Raw genomic sequence first — 15,403 nt, forward strand, 5'->3', positions numbered from 1 at the left:
CCATCCGTGCTTTACGATATATTCCCTGAAAATAGACGGAGGGAGTACCAATGAAAAGAACGATACTGACCGCCTTTGCATTATTTTTCGCGTTGTCTGCAGAGGTGTCCGCAACGGAGATATTGCCCGCGGTACCGCCGATTCCGGCTGACAACACAATGACCCAGGAGAAGGTCGAGCTCGGGAAGATGCTCTTTTTCGACCCGAGGCTTTCGTCCACAGGCGCGGTAAGCTGTGCTTCCTGCCACAACCCGGCCTTCGCCTTTACCGACAGGCTGCCGCTCGCCCTCGGCCACAAGCACCAGGCAGGGCCCAGGAACACCCCAACGGTCCTTAATTCGGCCTTCCTTACTTCCCAGTTCTGGGACGGCAGGGCCGCGACCCTCGAGGAGCAGGCGCTCGGGCCGGTGCAGGCCGCGGTAGAGATGAACGAGACCCTCGATAACATGGTAAGGAAGCTCAAGGCGATACCTGCCTACGCGGAGAGGTTCAAGCAGGTATTCGGCGGCAAGGACCCGGTCACGCCGGAGAACACGGCCAAGGCGATGGCCGCGTTCGAAAGGACGCTCATAACCACCAACTCGCCTTTTGACAGGTTCCTCATGGGCGACGAGGGCGCGATAAGCGCGGACGCAAAAAAGGGGTGGGAGCTTTTCAGGAACAAGGGCTGCACCGCGTGCCACAACGGGCCCAACTTCACTAACGGCGGCTTTTTCAGGATACAGGTGCCGGGTTCAACGGACATGGGTAGGTTCGAGGTGACAGGAAATGAGGATGACAAGTACAAGTTCAGGGTGCAGACGCTCCGGAACGTCGCTCTCACGTACCCCTATTTCAATAACGGCTCGGTCGCCTCTCTTTCGGACGCGGTTAAGATAATGAGCAGGGAGATGCTCGGCGTCCAGGCGACCGACAAGGAGGCGGCGCTCATAACCGAGTTCCTGAAGACCCTTACGGGAGAGATGCCGAGGGTTGACGTCCCTGTGCTCCCTTGACCAGGTTTCACTAAACCCCAAGGAGGTGTCAAAATGAAGATCCTGGTGTTTTTCATAGCCGTGGTCCTTGCAGGCGCTCTTTCAGGCACTCCTGCCCTTGCGGGCCAGGGCAGCGGGCCGGGACAGGACGGCAAGATGCCCGGCTCCAAGATGACCGACTCGACGACGAAGGACCGCATGCAGATGCACGAGGACGTCTTGGGCATGATGAAGGAGACGATGGTCATACTCAGGGACATGAACCACAAGCCCACGGAAGCGCAGCAGAAGAGGCTTGACGAGATGATAACGAAGATAGATGAAATGACGGCCAGGCACCGGGACATGATGGAGAAAAAGAAGGAGAAGATGGAGGATAAGAAGGAGCGGATGAAGAAATAGCCCGTCTCCAAGCTTGAAGGATTGGTAATAGCACGGCCCTTCTTTGGCAGGATGTTGAATAAGTCCTTCCGGGACTTTTTCAACCACGGCTTGGCCGGAATGAATCCGTCCAAGCCTCACAAATTGCCCGACTTGGATAGTCTTCGCAATTTGGCAACCCATCCGTGTTAGAGGGGCCGTGCTATTTCAATCATGTTCGGGTCAAAAATTCCCCGGATCCTGCGCTGTCAGCGGGATGGGAAACTGGGGAGGATGAAAATACGCGCCTATTTTTTGTTTGGCGCGGTTTCCCTTTCTTCGGCGCGCTTAAGCCCCCGTTCTTTCCGTATGCGGTTAAGGAGCCCGCCTTCGAGGACGCTCTCGCGCTCCCTCCTGCTTAAGCTTACAAGGAACCTGAAGCCCCTGCCGCTTTCCTTTGCTACCCCCACTATCTCGTCCGAGGCCTCGACCGCCTTTCTAAGTCCGGTGAATACGAGCGTCTGCCCTTCTTCAAGGGCGCGGTAATCGAACGGGTCAGCGAATACCAGCGGCAGCACGCCGAAGTTTATGAGGTTCGCCCTGTGTATTCGCGCGAAGCTCTTTGCGGCTTTGATCCTTACCCCGAGATACCGCGGGGCTATGGCCGCGTGCTCCCTCGATGAGCCCTGCCCGTAGTTGTCCCCGGCGGCGATGATGCCCCCTCCGCTCTCCCGGCATCTTTGGCTGAACTGCCTGTCCATCCGCTCGAGGACGAAATCGCTTATCTTCGGGATATTGGACCTGAAGGGAAGCACCCTGTTCCCCGCCGGGAGGATGTCGTCCGTAGAGACGTTGTCGCCGAGTTTTATGAGCACCCTGGCCTCGTATGCTTCGGGCAAGGGGTCGAAAAGAGGGAAGGGGACGATATTTGGCCCCCTTACGACCTCCACCGCCGCTCTTTCTTCGGGCGGCAGCGGCTTGAGTATTATGGAATCGTTGTAGCGGTACCTCTTGGGCTCGACGACCCTCGGGTAGGGGCCGAGTTTCCTCGGGTCGGTTATCCTGCCCGAGATGGCTGCGGCCACGGCCGTTTCCGGGCTCGAAAGGTAGACGTAGTCGTCCTCGGTCCCGCTGCGGCCCTTGAAGTTTCTCGGAAAGGTCCGGACAGAGGCGGCCTTTGTCGGAGGGGCCTGCCCCATGCCTATGCAGCCGAGGCACCCTGACTGGTGCACCCTCGCGCCCGCGTGAAGGAGGAGCTCCGAGCCGCCAGCCCGCTCTATATTTTCGAGAACCGTCCTGCTCCCCGGGTTTATCTCGAAGCTCAGGCCTGGATAGGCGGTCCGCCCACGCACCGCCTTGCTTACGACCATCATGTCCTTGAACGAGAAGTTTACCGATGAGCCGACTATGACCTGCGCGACCGGAGTGCCTTCAACCTCGGATACCCTTTTTACGTTATCCGGCGAGCTCGGGCAGGCTATGAGGGGCTCTAGCGACGCGAGGTCTATCTCGTCCGTCTCGTCGTACTCGGCATTGGGGTCCGCTTCGAGCGGGATCCACTGGCCGACCCTGCCGTGGCGCTCGAGAAAGTCCCTGGTCATGGAGTCGGACGGGAATATCGAGGTCGTGGCCCCGAGCTCGGCCCCCATGTTGGCGATGGTCGCCCTGTCGGTCGCCGTAAGGGTCTTTACCCCCGGCCCCCAGTATTCGATTATCTTCCCGACCCCGCCCTTTACCGTGTGGCGGCGGAGCATCTCTAGGATGATGTCCTTTGCCGAGACCCAGGGCTTGAGCTTCCTGGTAAGCCTCACGCCCATTACCCTGGGAACGGCCATGTTGAAAGGCTCCCCCGCCATTGCGAGCGCGACATCCAGGCCGCCCGCGCCTATGGCAAGCATCCCGAGCGCGCCGGCCGTGCACGTATGGCTGTCCGCCCCGAGGAGGGTCTTCCCGGGAGATCCGAAGCTCTCCATGTGCACCGGATGTGAAACGCCGTTTCCAGGAGGCGAGAAGTAGACGCCGTATCTCAGGGCCGCGGTCATCAGAAACCTGTGGTCGTCGGCGTTCCTGAAATCAGTCTGGAGGATATTGTGGTCCACGTAGCTCGCTGAGAGCTCAGTCTGCACCGAGTCTAGGCCGAGGGACTCGAATTCGAGATACACGAGCGTGCCGGTCGCGTCCTGGGTAAGGGTCTGGTCTATCCTTATGGCTATCTCCGACTCCGGCGACCACTTGCCGGATACCATGTGCGACTCGATGAGTTTTCTTGCCAGGTTCCTGTTCATGGCAACTCTTGAAATTGATATTTTCCCCGGACTCTTCGCAGGTTACGTGAATAAAAACGCTCACATATTCACATATATGCTCCGCTTTTTATTCCCGCCCTTCCAGGAAAAGCGGGAAAAATCTCTGATTTTCAGAGGTTGCCTCATGTCAGCTCAAGCGGTTAGGGACAGGCCTAGTCGATTCCTATCTCGAAGTCCCGGCCTTCCCACTCGCCGGTATCCGCATACCTGAAGGTGAATACGAGCCTTGCGCCGGGCTTTAGCTTCCCGGCTTCGAAGTCCCTGTGCCATATGCCGAGGCCCGTCCCTTTCAAGGGCTCCTCGTTCCTGGTCGCCCAATGGTCTGTCGTCCAGACGATATGGGCCTCCCTTGGCGAGGTTATGCGGACTGCCTCAGAGCTTTTCGCCGAGCCTATCTCCATGCCCTTTTTCCATTCCGCGACCGAAAACGAGGTCAGGCATTCGACATACCTCTCTCGCGCTTCCTTTATCATATCGAAGCACTGCCGGTCGTGCATGCTCCTTAGTAGCTTTATGTACTCGGCGTGGGCCGGTATGAAAGGCGTTGCCGAGCCGGTGCCGCGCCCTTTGAGGAGCTTAAGCTCAGGTATGTCGGACTTGTCCCAGACCTGCTCCGGGAAGAGGAACCCCTCGTTGGCCGAGGCCTCGAGAGATTCGAGGTATTTTTCGGGGAAGCCGTCCGCGGCTATTTCGTACATTGCGCGCTCGCCGGACAGGAGCGGCCAGGGCCTGCCTGTGCCTGAGCCGTCGAAAGGCGAGCCGTCCTCCTTTTCGCCGTAGCCGTCGCCCTCGTGCCTGTAGAAGTATACCCTCCCGTGGTGCTCGAATCGGAGGTGCCTGTCGACCGCGCGCAGCGAGCTTACTATGCTGGGGTCTCTCGGGCCGCGCACCCCGAGCCTCACGAGGTCGAGAAACCCGGTGTCGAACACCCCGCGCCCGTGCTCGGGGAAGCGGTCGGGCCTGTCCTTATTGAATACGAGGGCATGGAAGTCCTCTTCTTCAGGGGCGAGCGCAAAGGGCCGCCCTCCGTCCATCCTCATGTAATGCCCGGGCGCGCCTTCGCCCGTGCAGCCGCATTTTATGAATGTCCATTCCTCGATCTTCGTATGCCATCCGTCAGCGACTGAAAAGAGGTAGTCTGATTCCCTTGTCTCGCGCATCTCCCTTGCCCAGTGCGCGGCCGCGACAAGGGCGGATATGCCGTATGCGAGCGTGGAAGGCGAAGCGCCGCCGCCCTCCGGCCCGAACGGGCCGTTCCTCGCCATATACGACGCCGCGTTCTTTATCATCGGGTAAAAGCCAGTCCCGGCAAGCCCGATGCCCCTGAGCCTCCATGCAAGGAGTATCGGGAGAGCGGCATTTTCCAGGCGCACCTCCGGGCGGCTGACCGTGCCGTTTACGTGCATCTCAAGGGGCCATGCGCCTGCGTCCGCCTGCGTGGACTGCAGGTAGTCGAGGACGGAAAGGGCGGTCCTGCCGTCGCCCATGGCCATGAAGGCGAAGGCGGTCCTGCAGAGGTCGCCGGGCCTTACGAGCCTGTAGCCTCTGCCGGCCTCGTCGCCCCTGGATTGCCCCCACGGGATGGATAGGGACGACGCGACCGCTCCGGGAAATGTCTTGTCTTCGTGGGCCTTCAGGGCGAGCGCGCTCGCCCTGAACCTCCTGCCCCCGTCAGCCGCGCGCTTGCCGAGCGGCATGAGGGTATTGATATGCCTCCTCCAGCCCCGGATGAAGTCCCGCTCGACCGAGGCGTATTCCCTTGAAAGAGATATCTCCGCCTCTAGCGCCGCCTCCACCTCGTCCTTGCCGAAGCCGAGCGCGAGCACCATGTCGCTGCCCGGCTTAAGCTCGGCAGTAAGGGCGACATTGCCGTCCTCCGCGCGCTCGAACATCCAGTCCATATCGAGGTCGTCCTTCAGGTCGTGCCAGCCGTCCGAGATCCCGGAGTACCCTGCCGACATTCCGAGGAAGGGCTTGTCCGACGCAAGGGCCGCTGCGGTGTCCTCTCTCCGGGCCAGGAGGTAGTTCCTTTTCCCGTAAGCGGCGCACCTGCCGGTATTGCCGTAGCCCATGTTCTTCATGTGTGGGGCAACGAGGACGAAAAGGCGGAAATCGGCGGTCGTGCCGTGCAGGGCCTTGAAGCCGACGTTCATCACTAGGGAGTTCGCCTGCGGGTCCGTGACCACGCGCTTCGTTATGCTCCAGAGCCCGGACCTGGCGGTATTCGTGATTACATACCCCGGCGCCTTTTCATGTATGTACTCGAAGCGCGTCGTAAGGGTGTCTTTCCCCTCCTCGCCGAAGAAGGTCCTCGAATCGGTCACGAGGAAGCGGAGGTCCTTTATGCAGGCGGTCTCAATATCGGGGAAGTAAACCTCGGTTATTATGCCGCCTTCCATCGTGAACCATACGCGTGAAAAGGGGCTTTTCGCCGTGCCCGCGCCCTCCTTCGAGGCCCTGGTCCACCTGGGCTCGTGGCCAGGCTTGCCGAATGCCTCTGCGGAAGTAAAGGGGAATGACGGTTTATGGGCAACGCTCATGAGTACCTCCGTTTTCAGGAAACTGCGGCTGGAAGGTTACGCTCTGGCGGGCTTCCTCTTAAGGGGGTTTCAGCCGGAACAGGCCCTTTCGTGAGCCCTTACAGGAGGTTCGCGACGGACGTGTCTGGTGTGGTAGCGAGAGGGCGGCCCTAATCCGAGTTAACCCCCCTTTCAGGGCATTGTCAAGACGACACGCCGCCTGGCATACCCACGGGACGGCTGACAAGTACGCGGGTATAGGATATAATTACATGGCTTTGCGGCCCGGACAGGAGGCTCGCAGCCGAAACCGAATGCAGCAGGGCGCCAAGGGGCGCCCGCACAATACACTACGGAGGTGAAAGATGTCCCTTAAGCTGAGTGACGACGCCAGGAAGAAGATAATCGACATGCTGAACGAGGACAGGGCCCAGGAGCTTACCGCCATAATCCAGTACATGGGCCACCATTACGAGGGCGAGGGGCTTGAGAGCCCGGCGATACTCGACCTTTTCAGGAAGACCGCCATGGACGAGATGAGACACGCGGAGGACCTGGCCGAGAGGATAGTCTACCTCGGGGGCGTTCCAGTCTACAAGCCCGGGCAGGTGCAGAGGGGAGGGGACCTGAGGACCATGCTGAAGGCAGACCTGGGTCTCGAGGACGGCGCGATAGAGCGCTACAGGGGGCATATAAAAGTTTGCGCCGAGCTGGGCGACACCACCACCAGGCTCATGCTCGAAAAAATACTTTCGGAGGAGGAAGGCCACGCCGACGCGTTCGAGACGGCGCTTGGCAGAGGTTAAGCCGATGGCGGTAAAAAAATGGAAGTGCATCGAGTGCGGTTATATCCACGAGGGGGAGCACCCCCCGGACGTATGTCCCATGTGCTATGCGCCGATGGAGGCGTTCCTGGAGGTAGTTGATGCGTGAGGCCGGGCCGCGGCCTGAAACCGGCCTTGCCGCTGAAATAGTTGCCGAGATAAGGGAAAAGGGGCCGATCACCTTCGCAAGGTTCATGGAGATAGCCCTTTACCTCCCGGGAAAGGGCTATTACACCTCAGGCAGGGGGACCTGGGGTCCCGAGGGCGACTACATTACAAGCCTGGACGTAAGCCCGGTCTTTGCGAGGACGCTGGCCAGGGGGCTTAAGGAGATGTGGGAGGCCCTCGGCTCGCCGTCGCCCTTCGTCTTCGTCGAGGCGGGGGCAGGAAGGGGATGGCTAACCAAAGGCGTGCTGGAGTCCTTGAAGGAGATCTCTCCCGGGCTTTCGGGGGCGATAATCCCCAGGCTCGTCGAGAGGTCCGCCGCGGAAAGGGATTCTCCCCCTGGGGCGACATGGCATTCGGAGCTTTCCGATATCCCGCCGTTTTCTTCCGGCTGCATACTATCGAATGAGCTTATGGACAGCTTCCCGGTCCACAGGGTCGAGTTCTCGGGCGGAGAGTTGAAGGAACTCTACGTCGGATGCGATGGAAACGGCTTTAAAGAGGTCCACGGCCCTCTTTCGACCGGCGAGCTTCAAGGGTATTTCAGGGAGAACGGTGTGGCCCCCTTCGAGGGCATGAGGACCGAGGTCAACCTCGAGGCGATACGGTGGCTGGGCGAGGCCGGAGCCCTCATGGAGCGCGGCTTCATGGTGACCATAGACTACGGCTTCCCTGCAGCCGAGCTCTATTCGCCCGAAAGAAGGGGCAGCCTCATGTGCCATTACAGGCACACCCTGAACGACAACCCGTTTATAAACGTCGGGGAGCAGGACATGACCACCCATGTGGACTTTACCGCCCTTGCCAACGCGGGCCTTAAGACGGGCCTCGGTGTTACCGGCTTTACTACGCAGAAGAACTATCTTATCGGGCTCGGCATACTGGATGAGCTTAAGCCCCCTCCGGAGGGCTCGCCGGGCGTCGAGGAGATGAAGTTCAACAGGGCAGTTGCCAGGCTCATCTCGCCCGGGGGCATGGGGGACACCTTCAAGACGCTCGTGCAGCACAAGGGCATTGCCAAACCCGGGCTCCGGGCCTTCTCGTTCAGGGATATGGCCCGGAGCCTCTGGCCAGAGCCCTCTTGATATTGTAATGCCCGGCGTAATATGATAAAAGTTATTGCCTTATAAACGTATATTTTTCGGGGGGTGCTTCGATATGCCTGAGAAGGAAGAAAAGGAAGCAAAGGAAAAAAAGCACGTCTGTTCGATCTGCGGACGTCCGTCGGACCTTGTCATCTGCCATGCCTGCGAGGACAAGATAAGGGGCGAGGCGCTCGAGAAGAAGCACGACATAGACAAGGCCGGTAGGACGGATTCCGGCAGGAGATAGGGACCGGGCCTGCGAGGCCCTAATAAACAATTCGGAGGGGACATGGCCAGGGACAGGATTGTCGAGGAGCTTGGGACAGCATACAATACCGAGATAGCCGGATACCACTTCTACACCACGGCCGCCGCGCTTGTCGACGATTCCAGGGGGAGGAGCGTATTTGCGAACCTCGCGAAGGACGAGCTCGCCCACATGGTCGTGGTCGGCAAGATTGCCGAATCGGTAAAGAACGGCCTCGGCTGGATTAGCTACGAGCAGGCCCTTGCAGAGGGGTTCGCGCTCACCCAGAGCATACCCTACCCGAAGGAAAACGACCTCATAAAAAGGCTCACCACCAACCAGTCCGACACCAACGCCGTCCAGATAGCCATCGAGAACGAAGAGTCCGCCGTGGAGTTCTACTCCCGTCTCCTCAAGGAAGCCGAGACCCCGGTAGAGAAGGTCGTCCTTACGAAACTCCTCGAGATGGAGAAGGGGCACCTGAAGATACTCAGGTGGGAGTACGAGTCCCTTACCAAGACCGGCTTCTGGTGCGGCGAGATGGAGTACAGCGTCGAGAAGGAGAGCGAGTAGGGGAATGTACGACGCGATCGTTGCCGGCCTGGGGCCGGCCGGTTCGACTGCAGCGTATTACCTCTCAAAGGCGGGACTCAAGGTGCTCGGGGTGGACAAGGAGACCTTCCCGAGGTACAAGTCCTGCGGCGGGTGCGTCTCCACCAAGATAGACGGCCTCCTCGATTTCGATATCTCCCCTGCCGTGGAAGAGACTGTCTACGGCGCGTCGTTCACCTACAAGTCAGGAAGGCCGCTCGATATAATCTCTGACAAGCCCGTCGGCTACAACGTCATGCGCGACGCCTTCGACCACCTGCTCCTCAAGAATGCCAGGGAGGCCGGGGCAGAGGTCATCGAGGGCGCGCGGGTAAGGTCCGCAGAGGACACCGGGGCGTCGGTAAAAGTCGGGCTTGCCGACGGCAGGAGCTACGAGGCAAGGGTGCTTGTCGGCGCGGACGGGGCCTCGGGCTTTACAGGCAGGGAGCTCTTCGGCCTTCGCCCGAAGGAGGCCGCTCTTTCCATGACCGCCGAGGTGCCTCTAAAGAGGGAGTCAAGGGGCTACTCCGGAAGGCTCTTCATTGACTTCGGCTGCGTGCCGCACGGCTACGCATGGATATTCCCGAAAAAGGACTTCCTTTCAATCGGCATCGCGGCGAGCGCCCAAAAGGCCGGGAGGATCAAGGAATACTTCAACGCCTTCGTCTCATCGCACGGGGCGCTCAAGGGCCTTGATATAGGCCCTGCGGCGGGCTGGACCGTGCCTGTCTACTATGACGGCGCGCCCTCGCCCGTAAAGGGCAGGGTCGTGCTCGTGGGCGATACAGGTCATCTTGTTGAGCCCTTCCTAGGCGAGGGCATATACTACGCGGCCTATACAGCCAAGGCCGCTTCCTCTGTTATACTTGACTATATCGGGGGGAGGGCCGGGCTTCAGGATTATCCGGAACGGCTTGAGGCGGAGATGCTGCCCGGGTTCCGGTCTGCCCTGAAGCTCTCCGACCTGGTGTATAACCACCCGAGGCTCTGGTACGGCATTATCGAGCGGGACCCGCAGATAATGCAGAGGTACTATGACGTTATAAGGGGCACGGAGGATTGCTCTTCCTTTTACTCATGGGCGCTCAACAAGGTCAAATCCAAGCCCTGGAAGGTGCTCCGCAGCTGGTTGGAGTCGAGGTTCATCCCGGCTTAGGGAATAGCCTGCCGGGTCAAGCCGAAAAATCGCAACACCTTTCCAAGGAGGCCAGCCATGCGAAATCCGATGCCGCTGTTTGCCGTCCTTTTCTTCACGCTTTCCTTTTTTATAACCCACGAAGTCCATGCCCAGGACGGGCAGGAGATGGCCCGGACCATGCCCGGGGCCCAGGCTGAAAGGCCCTGGCTCGGCGTTACCATACAGGGCCTCGACCCCGAAAGGGCGGCTGAGATGGGCATGCCAGGGGCCAGGGGAGTGGTCGTCTCGGATGTTGCGGAAGGCTCCCCGGCCCAGGTTGCGGGGCTCATGCCTGGTGACGTAATAACCGAGGCCGGCGGCCGGGACGTAAGGAGCGCAAGCGACCTCATTACGGCCATACGCTCGGCAGGGGTCGGCAGGAACATCGAGCTTGACGTGCTGAGGGGCGGGGCAGAGGAGAGCTTCAACGTGCAGCTCTCGGCCATGCCGAAAGGCGCAATGCAGGAGCGCGGACGCGCCATGATGGGCGGACAAACGGGCGGCATGATGGCGGGAGGATGTCCGATGGGGATGGAGGGGATGGGCCCCATGCGCGGCCACGGCATGGGCTTCGGTATGGGCCACGGTATGGGAATGACGGGCATGGACATGATGATGGGCCCGCGCGGCAAAAAAGGCGGCATGCCAGGGGCTTTCTATGGTAGAATGATGATGGCCGTGAAGGCCCTTGACCTCACCCCCGAGCAGAAGGCGCGGGCTACCGAGCTGTACACGGACTTCAGGAAGCAGGCCATAAGGACCGGCGCTGACGTCAAGATCGCCAGGCTTGAGCTCCACGAGCTCCTCAAGGCCGAGCCTGTGAACATGGATAGCGTCACGGCAAAGGTGAACGAGATAACCCGTAAGCAGGCCGACCTGATGATGGCGGGCATAAGGGGGGTAGAGGAGTTCAAAAAAACCCTTACCCCCGAGCAGCGCGGGCAGTTAAGGGACATGCTCGCGATGGACTCCGGCGGCGTAGACGACATGGAAGCCATGGCAATGGATTCCGGCGGCATGGACATGACGGACATGCCGGAATAGGGACAGCTCCCGGTGTTTTTCCTTAAAGGCTGCCGGGCGCTCTTTCGGTGGAATTACAGAAAAAAGGAAAGGAGGGGTGCGCATGAAGAGATACTCAATACCCAGGGTCGCCCACTGCAGTGAAGGGTGTCCAAGACGGTCCCGGGCATGACCTTAAACTGCCCATCTACAATCCCTTCCTTGATGACGCGTCATGAACAGAATCCCCGCGGCCTCCCGCGGGGATTTTTTTATCAGGCTGCCTCTTTTCAGAGGTTGCCATCGAGGCGTCGCGCATTGTGCTTGAAGGGTGATTTTGCGCGCTGCAACAGGTTGGCTCCATTTCCCGGCTCGGCCCATTGATCTCTCCTTAACAGTCGTGAGTCCCCGCCATTTTCCCCTTTTTTCCTGGGCTGGAATGGGTTAACATATCGGTAACCTATTTAGGGGTCTTTGGAATGGGCATAGAATGGAGCGCCAGCCTGGCAACCGGGCTGGAGTGGCAGGACAGCCATCACAGGGAGCTCTTCAAGCGCATAAACCGCCTCCTGGACGCCATGGCCACGGGCTATGGGAAGGAAGAGGTGCGCACCCTTTTCAGGTTCCTTGACGAGTACTTCGTCATCCACTTCGAGGCCGAGGAGCGGGCAATGGAAAGGCACGGCTACCCTGATGCGGCCTTCCACAAGGCCGAGCACGCGCGTTTCATCGAGAACATCTCCCGCCTGAGGAATGAGTTCGAGAAAGGGCCCTCTTCAAGGCACGTCATCTGGGTGCAGCGCGAGGTAGTTGACTGGCTCATTAACCACATAGGCGACATGGACAAGAAGCTCGGGAGCTTCCTTAAGTCAGCGGAAGCCGTCTGAGCGCCGTTTTTATCTTTCCGTGCATGTCCGGTTGAAGCACGCTCTCTCTTTCGATCAGGCGGACTTGCATGAAGGGGGTCTCGGATGGGCATCGAGTGGAGCAGCCATCTTGCGACCGGGGTTGACTGGCAGGACAGCCATCACCGGGAGCTCTTCAAGCGCATAAACCGCCTCCTGGACGCCATGGCCGCCGGCTATGGAAAGGAGGAGGTCGCCAGGCTTTTCAATTTCCTGGACGAGTATTTCGTGGTCCATTTCGAGGCCGAGGGGCAGGCGATGGAGAGGCACAACTACCCCGGCGCGGCCACGCACGCAGCCGAGCACGCTCGCTTCATAGAGAGCATAACCCGGCTCAGGAAAGAGTTCGAAAAGGGGCCCTCCTTGAAGCTCGTCATAAGCGTAGAGCGCGAGGTAGTTGACTGGCTCCTTAACCATGTCGCAGGCATGGACAAGAAGCTCGGAAATTTCGTAAAATCGGCAGCGGACGGGCAAGGCGCGCACCCGGCGCGTCCTTGAAATCCCACCCTTTACGCCGCACATCCCTTCACGTCAGGCCCCGGCTTGCCTTTTCTCAAGCGTTACGGCCAGCACGCCCGCGATCACCAGCGCCATTCCTCCTATCTGGACCAGGTCAAGCTCTTCTCCGAGTATGAAGTACGCAAGTACCGCCGTGGATACCGGCCCTATGAAGCTTATAAGGGCCGCCCTGCTCGCGCCTATCCTCCTTATCCCGAGGGCGAGCGTAAGGACAGGCACGAAGGTGGATACCACCGCCAGCGCAACGAGCAAGGTCCAGACCTCCGGCTCTTCCGGGAAGCGCTGTCCCCGCCAGGTCGCCAGGAACGCCATCGTCGCCGCGGTAGTGCCGTAAGCCGCGATCTTTACTCCGGACACCCGCGTCGAGAGGAACTGCGTGAGTATGTAGCTGAAGGAATAGATGAGCGCTGAAAAGAGCACGAGACCCGCGCCGAGCGCGTATCCGGGCTCGATGCCGCCATATACCTTGAGGACGAGCGCGAGCCCGGCATACGTCAGGACGAGCGAGACGGCCTTCACCCTTGTGAGCTTTTCCTTAAAGAATATTGCCGCAAGGACCGCCACTATCGCGGGATAGGTGTAGAGAATGACCCTCTCGATGGACGCGTCGATATAGAGGAGGCCGTAGAAGTCGGCGAGCGCCGCAGCGTAGAGCCCGAGAAAGCCGCTCAGCGCCAGGTAAAGGAAGTCCTTCCATGAGACCCTCGGCGAGGGGAAGAAGAAGACGGCGGCCCAGAATAAGGGCATGGCAATCGAGAACCGGAGCGCCAGGAGCGTAACCGGGTCGAGCCCGTACCCGTATATGAGCTTGGCGAATATCCCTTTTACCGAAAAGGTCACGGCAGAGGCCGCGGCCAGGAGATAGCCCGTAAGCAGGTTTCTTTCCATTCCATTCAAAACCGGCTCATCAACGTCAAAAAGATCATTCCCGCGCTCAAGCCGGGCTGTCCGGCTAAAAACATCGTCAAATAAAGGAAAAATCGGACTTAAGTCACAGCCCTGTCGCACCGGCCCGTCGTATAAGACTTCCGACGGAGAGCGCCAATGATAATACCGCGCGCCTGCCCGGTCAAGTGTAAAGCCCCGGGGCGTTCCAGCCGATAATATAACGCGGGCGCGAAGCGGCCCGCAAACAAACCTTAGCCAGGAAGGTCGAGCGTGCAGTCTGCCGTAAACGAGCCCAAGTATCTCAGCCTTGAAGTGCCGAGAAAAATAGCCCTTGCCATACTGTTCATACTCCTTTTCCTGCTGCCGGCCCTGTCCTACGCGGCCGTGAACCCCCGTGGGATGGAAAACCCCGGGCATTGGATCTCAAGGATGGGAGCCCCTGACGAAATCGTCCTTACGCCGGAAGAGGTCCGGGCTTTCAACATTGCGGCGATAGGCATAACAGACCAGATGGCGGAGCTCCTGTCAATGCCGGATACCCTCCCCGGGGAAAAGGTGTTCGAGTGGATATGGACGGACTTCCTCGCGGACCCGGGGAAGAGGTACGACTCGAAAGGACGGAAGCTCCCGGGGAACTTCTTTATCGACCTGGTCAGGAACATGGACCTGGACGGGATCGGCAATGAAGTGAAGGTCAGGTACGGCGTGGTCGCCGAGAGGGCGGACATGAGGGGCCTTCCCACTTATGAAGCGATCCATTCGAAACCGGGACGCGAGGGGTTCGACTCCATACAGTATTCGAGCCTCTATCCACCGGCGCGCGTTCTTCTCCTCCATACGAGCGAGGACGGGGAATGGGGCTTTTTCCAGGCAGAGACCCTGAGGGGCTGGTTAAGGATGGACAAGGTCGCATTCGGCGAGCGGAATGCCGTTATGCCCGCCGGCGATGAAGAGTTCCTCGTCGTAACCGGTAACAGGATTAAAGTGTACGGAGAAAGCGCCCTTGAAAAGCCGATGGCCGAGGTGGTCATGGGCGGCGTATTCGCCATTTCGTCCCCGGCTGAAGGGAGGTCCCCCTGGAGGGTAAGGTTCCCTGAGCGGCGCCAGGACGGCTCGCTCGCCTGGACAGACGGATACATAAAACCGGACGCCGATGTCAGCCTCGGTTATCTGCCTTATACGAGATCGAACATAATAAGGCAGGCCTTCAAGATGCTCGGCGAGGAGTACGGCTGGGGCGGGAAAAGAGGCCTCAGGGACTGCTCGCTTTTCATACAGGACATATTCGCGACGGTCGGCGTGAAGCTTCCGAGGAACTCAAGGCAGCAGGGCGTCACAGGGGAGGTGCTGGCGCACTTGAACACAGGGAGCGCCAGGGAGGACGTGGCGCTTGCGCTTCGGGGCTCGGACCCGGGCGTAACGCTGCTGACCCTTGACGGACATGTGATGCTTTATCTCGGCGAATCCGGGGGAAAGCCCTACGTCATACACCAGATATTCGGGTATGCGGACAGGGGCGGCATGCGGCGCGTTGGCAAGGTCGCGGTCACTGGGCTCGACCTCGGCAGCCGGTCGCCGATAGGCTCGATGAAGCTCCGGCTCCGGGGGGTCACGAAGATGACCATTCCGGAAGAGTTCAGGATAAAAACGGCTCTTGACAAGCAGGCCTGATTTGCTATAATAATATCACAATCGTAACCCTTCCTCCGGGAGGCAGGCTCTAATACCCCATTAATACATTCGCAATATTGGGGGCAAAGGCAAGCCAATCAATCAAGGAGGTAGGTTATGAGCACGACAAAAATCTACATCGGCAATGTGGTCATGTTCCTGGCGGTCAC

At 59.6% G+C, this 15,403-nt stretch carries 15 protein-coding genes; 12 read left to right on the top strand and 3 right to left on the bottom strand.

The window, feature by feature from the left end; translation table 11 throughout:
• Window positions 1-50 precede the first annotated feature (50 nt).
• On the top strand, window positions 51-995 hold the full coding sequence (locus tag QY316_05170; GenBank protein WKZ33789.1) for a cytochrome c peroxidase: 945 nt from the start codon (window positions 51-53) through the stop codon (window positions 993-995).
• 33 nt (window positions 996-1,028) lie between these two features.
• A complete protein-coding gene (locus tag QY316_05175; protein ID WKZ33790.1) occupies window positions 1,029-1,376 on the top strand; it encodes a hypothetical protein in 348 nt (115 codons plus the stop codon).
• 266 nt (window positions 1,377-1,642) lie between these two features.
• Here QY316_05175 and QY316_05180 read toward each other — a convergent pair whose 3' ends face one another.
• Complete coding sequence (locus tag QY316_05180; protein WKZ33791.1) at window positions 1,643-3,619, bottom strand: aconitate hydratase; 1,977 nt, start codon at window positions 3,617-3,619, stop codon at window positions 1,643-1,645.
• A gap of 173 nt (window positions 3,620-3,792) precedes the next feature.
• Entirely contained in the window at window positions 3,793-6,180 is a 2,388-nt protein-coding gene (locus QY316_05185; protein WKZ33792.1) for a glucan 1,4-alpha-glucosidase, read from the bottom strand.
• 344 nt (window positions 6,181-6,524) lie between these two features.
• Between QY316_05185 and QY316_05190 the strand changes: the two genes are divergently transcribed.
• From QY316_05190 to QY316_05230, 9 genes are all read left to right on the top strand, one after another.
• Window positions 6,525-6,965, top strand: coding sequence for a ferritin-like domain-containing protein (locus QY316_05190; protein WKZ33793.1), 441 nt, complete (start codon window positions 6,525-6,527; stop codon window positions 6,963-6,965).
• Window positions 6,966-6,969: 4 nt separating this feature from the next.
• Entirely contained in the window at window positions 6,970-7,092 is a 123-nt protein-coding gene (locus tag QY316_05195) for a hypothetical protein (protein WKZ33794.1), read from the top strand.
• Window positions 7,085-8,233 (top strand): SAM-dependent methyltransferase, encoded by a 1,149-nt coding sequence (locus QY316_05200; protein WKZ33795.1) that lies wholly within the window; start codon window positions 7,085-7,087, stop codon window positions 8,231-8,233. The genes QY316_05195 and QY316_05200 overlap by 8 nt, the downstream gene beginning before the upstream one ends.
• Before the next feature lie 73 nt (window positions 8,234-8,306).
• Entirely contained in the window at window positions 8,307-8,480 is a 174-nt protein-coding gene (locus tag QY316_05205) for a hypothetical protein (protein WKZ33796.1), read from the top strand.
• 42 nt (window positions 8,481-8,522) lie between these two features.
• Window positions 8,523-9,053 carry a ferritin family protein gene (locus QY316_05210; GenBank protein ID WKZ33797.1) on the top strand — a complete coding sequence of 177 codons (531 nt, stop codon included), beginning with the start codon at window positions 8,523-8,525 and terminating at the stop codon, window positions 9,051-9,053.
• Between the two features lie 4 nt (window positions 9,054-9,057).
• Window positions 9,058-10,227, top strand: coding sequence for a geranylgeranyl reductase family protein (locus QY316_05215; GenBank protein ID WKZ33798.1), 1,170 nt, complete (start codon window positions 9,058-9,060; stop codon window positions 10,225-10,227).
• A 57-nt stretch (window positions 10,228-10,284) separates the two neighbouring features.
• Entirely contained in the window at window positions 10,285-11,292 is a 1,008-nt protein-coding gene (locus tag QY316_05220) for a PDZ domain-containing protein (GenBank protein ID WKZ33799.1), read from the top strand.
• 437 nt (window positions 11,293-11,729) lie between these two features.
• Window positions 11,730-12,137, top strand: coding sequence for a bacteriohemerythrin (locus QY316_05225; GenBank protein WKZ33800.1), 408 nt, complete (start codon window positions 11,730-11,732; stop codon window positions 12,135-12,137).
• A gap of 84 nt (window positions 12,138-12,221) precedes the next feature.
• Window positions 12,222-12,653: a bacteriohemerythrin gene (locus QY316_05230; protein WKZ33801.1), complete on the top strand. Its 432-nt coding sequence runs from the start codon at window positions 12,222-12,224 to the stop codon at window positions 12,651-12,653.
• Between the two features lie 33 nt (window positions 12,654-12,686).
• Here QY316_05230 and QY316_05235 read toward each other — a convergent pair whose 3' ends face one another.
• Entirely contained in the window at window positions 12,687-13,562 is an 876-nt protein-coding gene (locus QY316_05235) for a DMT family transporter (GenBank protein ID WKZ33802.1), read from the bottom strand.
• Between the two features lie 270 nt (window positions 13,563-13,832).
• Here QY316_05235 and QY316_05240 point away from each other — a divergent pair, with 270 nt between their 5' ends.
• On the top strand, window positions 13,833-15,233 hold the full coding sequence (locus QY316_05240; GenBank protein WKZ33803.1) for an NlpC/P60 family protein: 1,401 nt from the start codon (window positions 13,833-13,835) through the stop codon (window positions 15,231-15,233).
• The last annotated feature ends 170 nt before the right edge of the window (window positions 15,234-15,403 follow it).

The organism is Thermodesulfobacteriota bacterium (assembly GCA_030583865.1).
GTDB lineage: Bacteria > Desulfobacterota > GWC2-55-46 > GWC2-55-46 > GWC2-55-46 > UBA5799.

Coding starts and splice junctions, on each gene's coding strand:
- QY316_05170 (WKZ33789.1), top strand. CDS start 51: ATGAAAAGAACGATACTGACCGCCTTTGCATTATTTTTCGCGTTGTCT.
- QY316_05220 (WKZ33799.1), top strand. CDS start 10,285: ATGCGAAATCCGATGCCGCTGTTTGCCGTCCTTTTCTTCACGCTTTCC.
- QY316_05225 (WKZ33800.1), top strand. CDS start 11,730: ATGGGCATAGAATGGAGCGCCAGCCTGGCAACCGGGCTGGAGTGGCAG.
- QY316_05175 (WKZ33790.1), top strand. CDS start 1,029: ATGAAGATCCTGGTGTTTTTCATAGCCGTGGTCCTTGCAGGCGCTCTT.
- QY316_05215 (WKZ33798.1), top strand. CDS start 9,058: ATGTACGACGCGATCGTTGCCGGCCTGGGGCCGGCCGGTTCGACTGCA.
- QY316_05235 (WKZ33802.1), bottom strand. CDS start 13,562: ATGGAAAGAAACCTGCTTACGGGCTATCTCCTGGCCGCGGCCTCTGCC.
- QY316_05205 (WKZ33796.1), top strand. CDS start 8,307: ATGCCTGAGAAGGAAGAAAAGGAAGCAAAGGAAAAAAAGCACGTCTGT.
- QY316_05210 (WKZ33797.1), top strand. CDS start 8,523: ATGGCCAGGGACAGGATTGTCGAGGAGCTTGGGACAGCATACAATACC.
- QY316_05185 (WKZ33792.1), bottom strand. CDS start 6,180: ATGAGCGTTGCCCATAAACCGTCATTCCCCTTTACTTCCGCAGAGGCA.
- QY316_05230 (WKZ33801.1), top strand. CDS start 12,222: ATGGGCATCGAGTGGAGCAGCCATCTTGCGACCGGGGTTGACTGGCAG.
- QY316_05195 (WKZ33794.1), top strand. CDS start 6,970: ATGGCGGTAAAAAAATGGAAGTGCATCGAGTGCGGTTATATCCACGAG.
- QY316_05190 (WKZ33793.1), top strand. CDS start 6,525: ATGTCCCTTAAGCTGAGTGACGACGCCAGGAAGAAGATAATCGACATG.
- QY316_05180 (WKZ33791.1), bottom strand. CDS start 3,619: ATGAACAGGAACCTGGCAAGAAAACTCATCGAGTCGCACATGGTATCC.
- QY316_05200 (WKZ33795.1), top strand. CDS start 7,085: ATGCGTGAGGCCGGGCCGCGGCCTGAAACCGGCCTTGCCGCTGAAATA.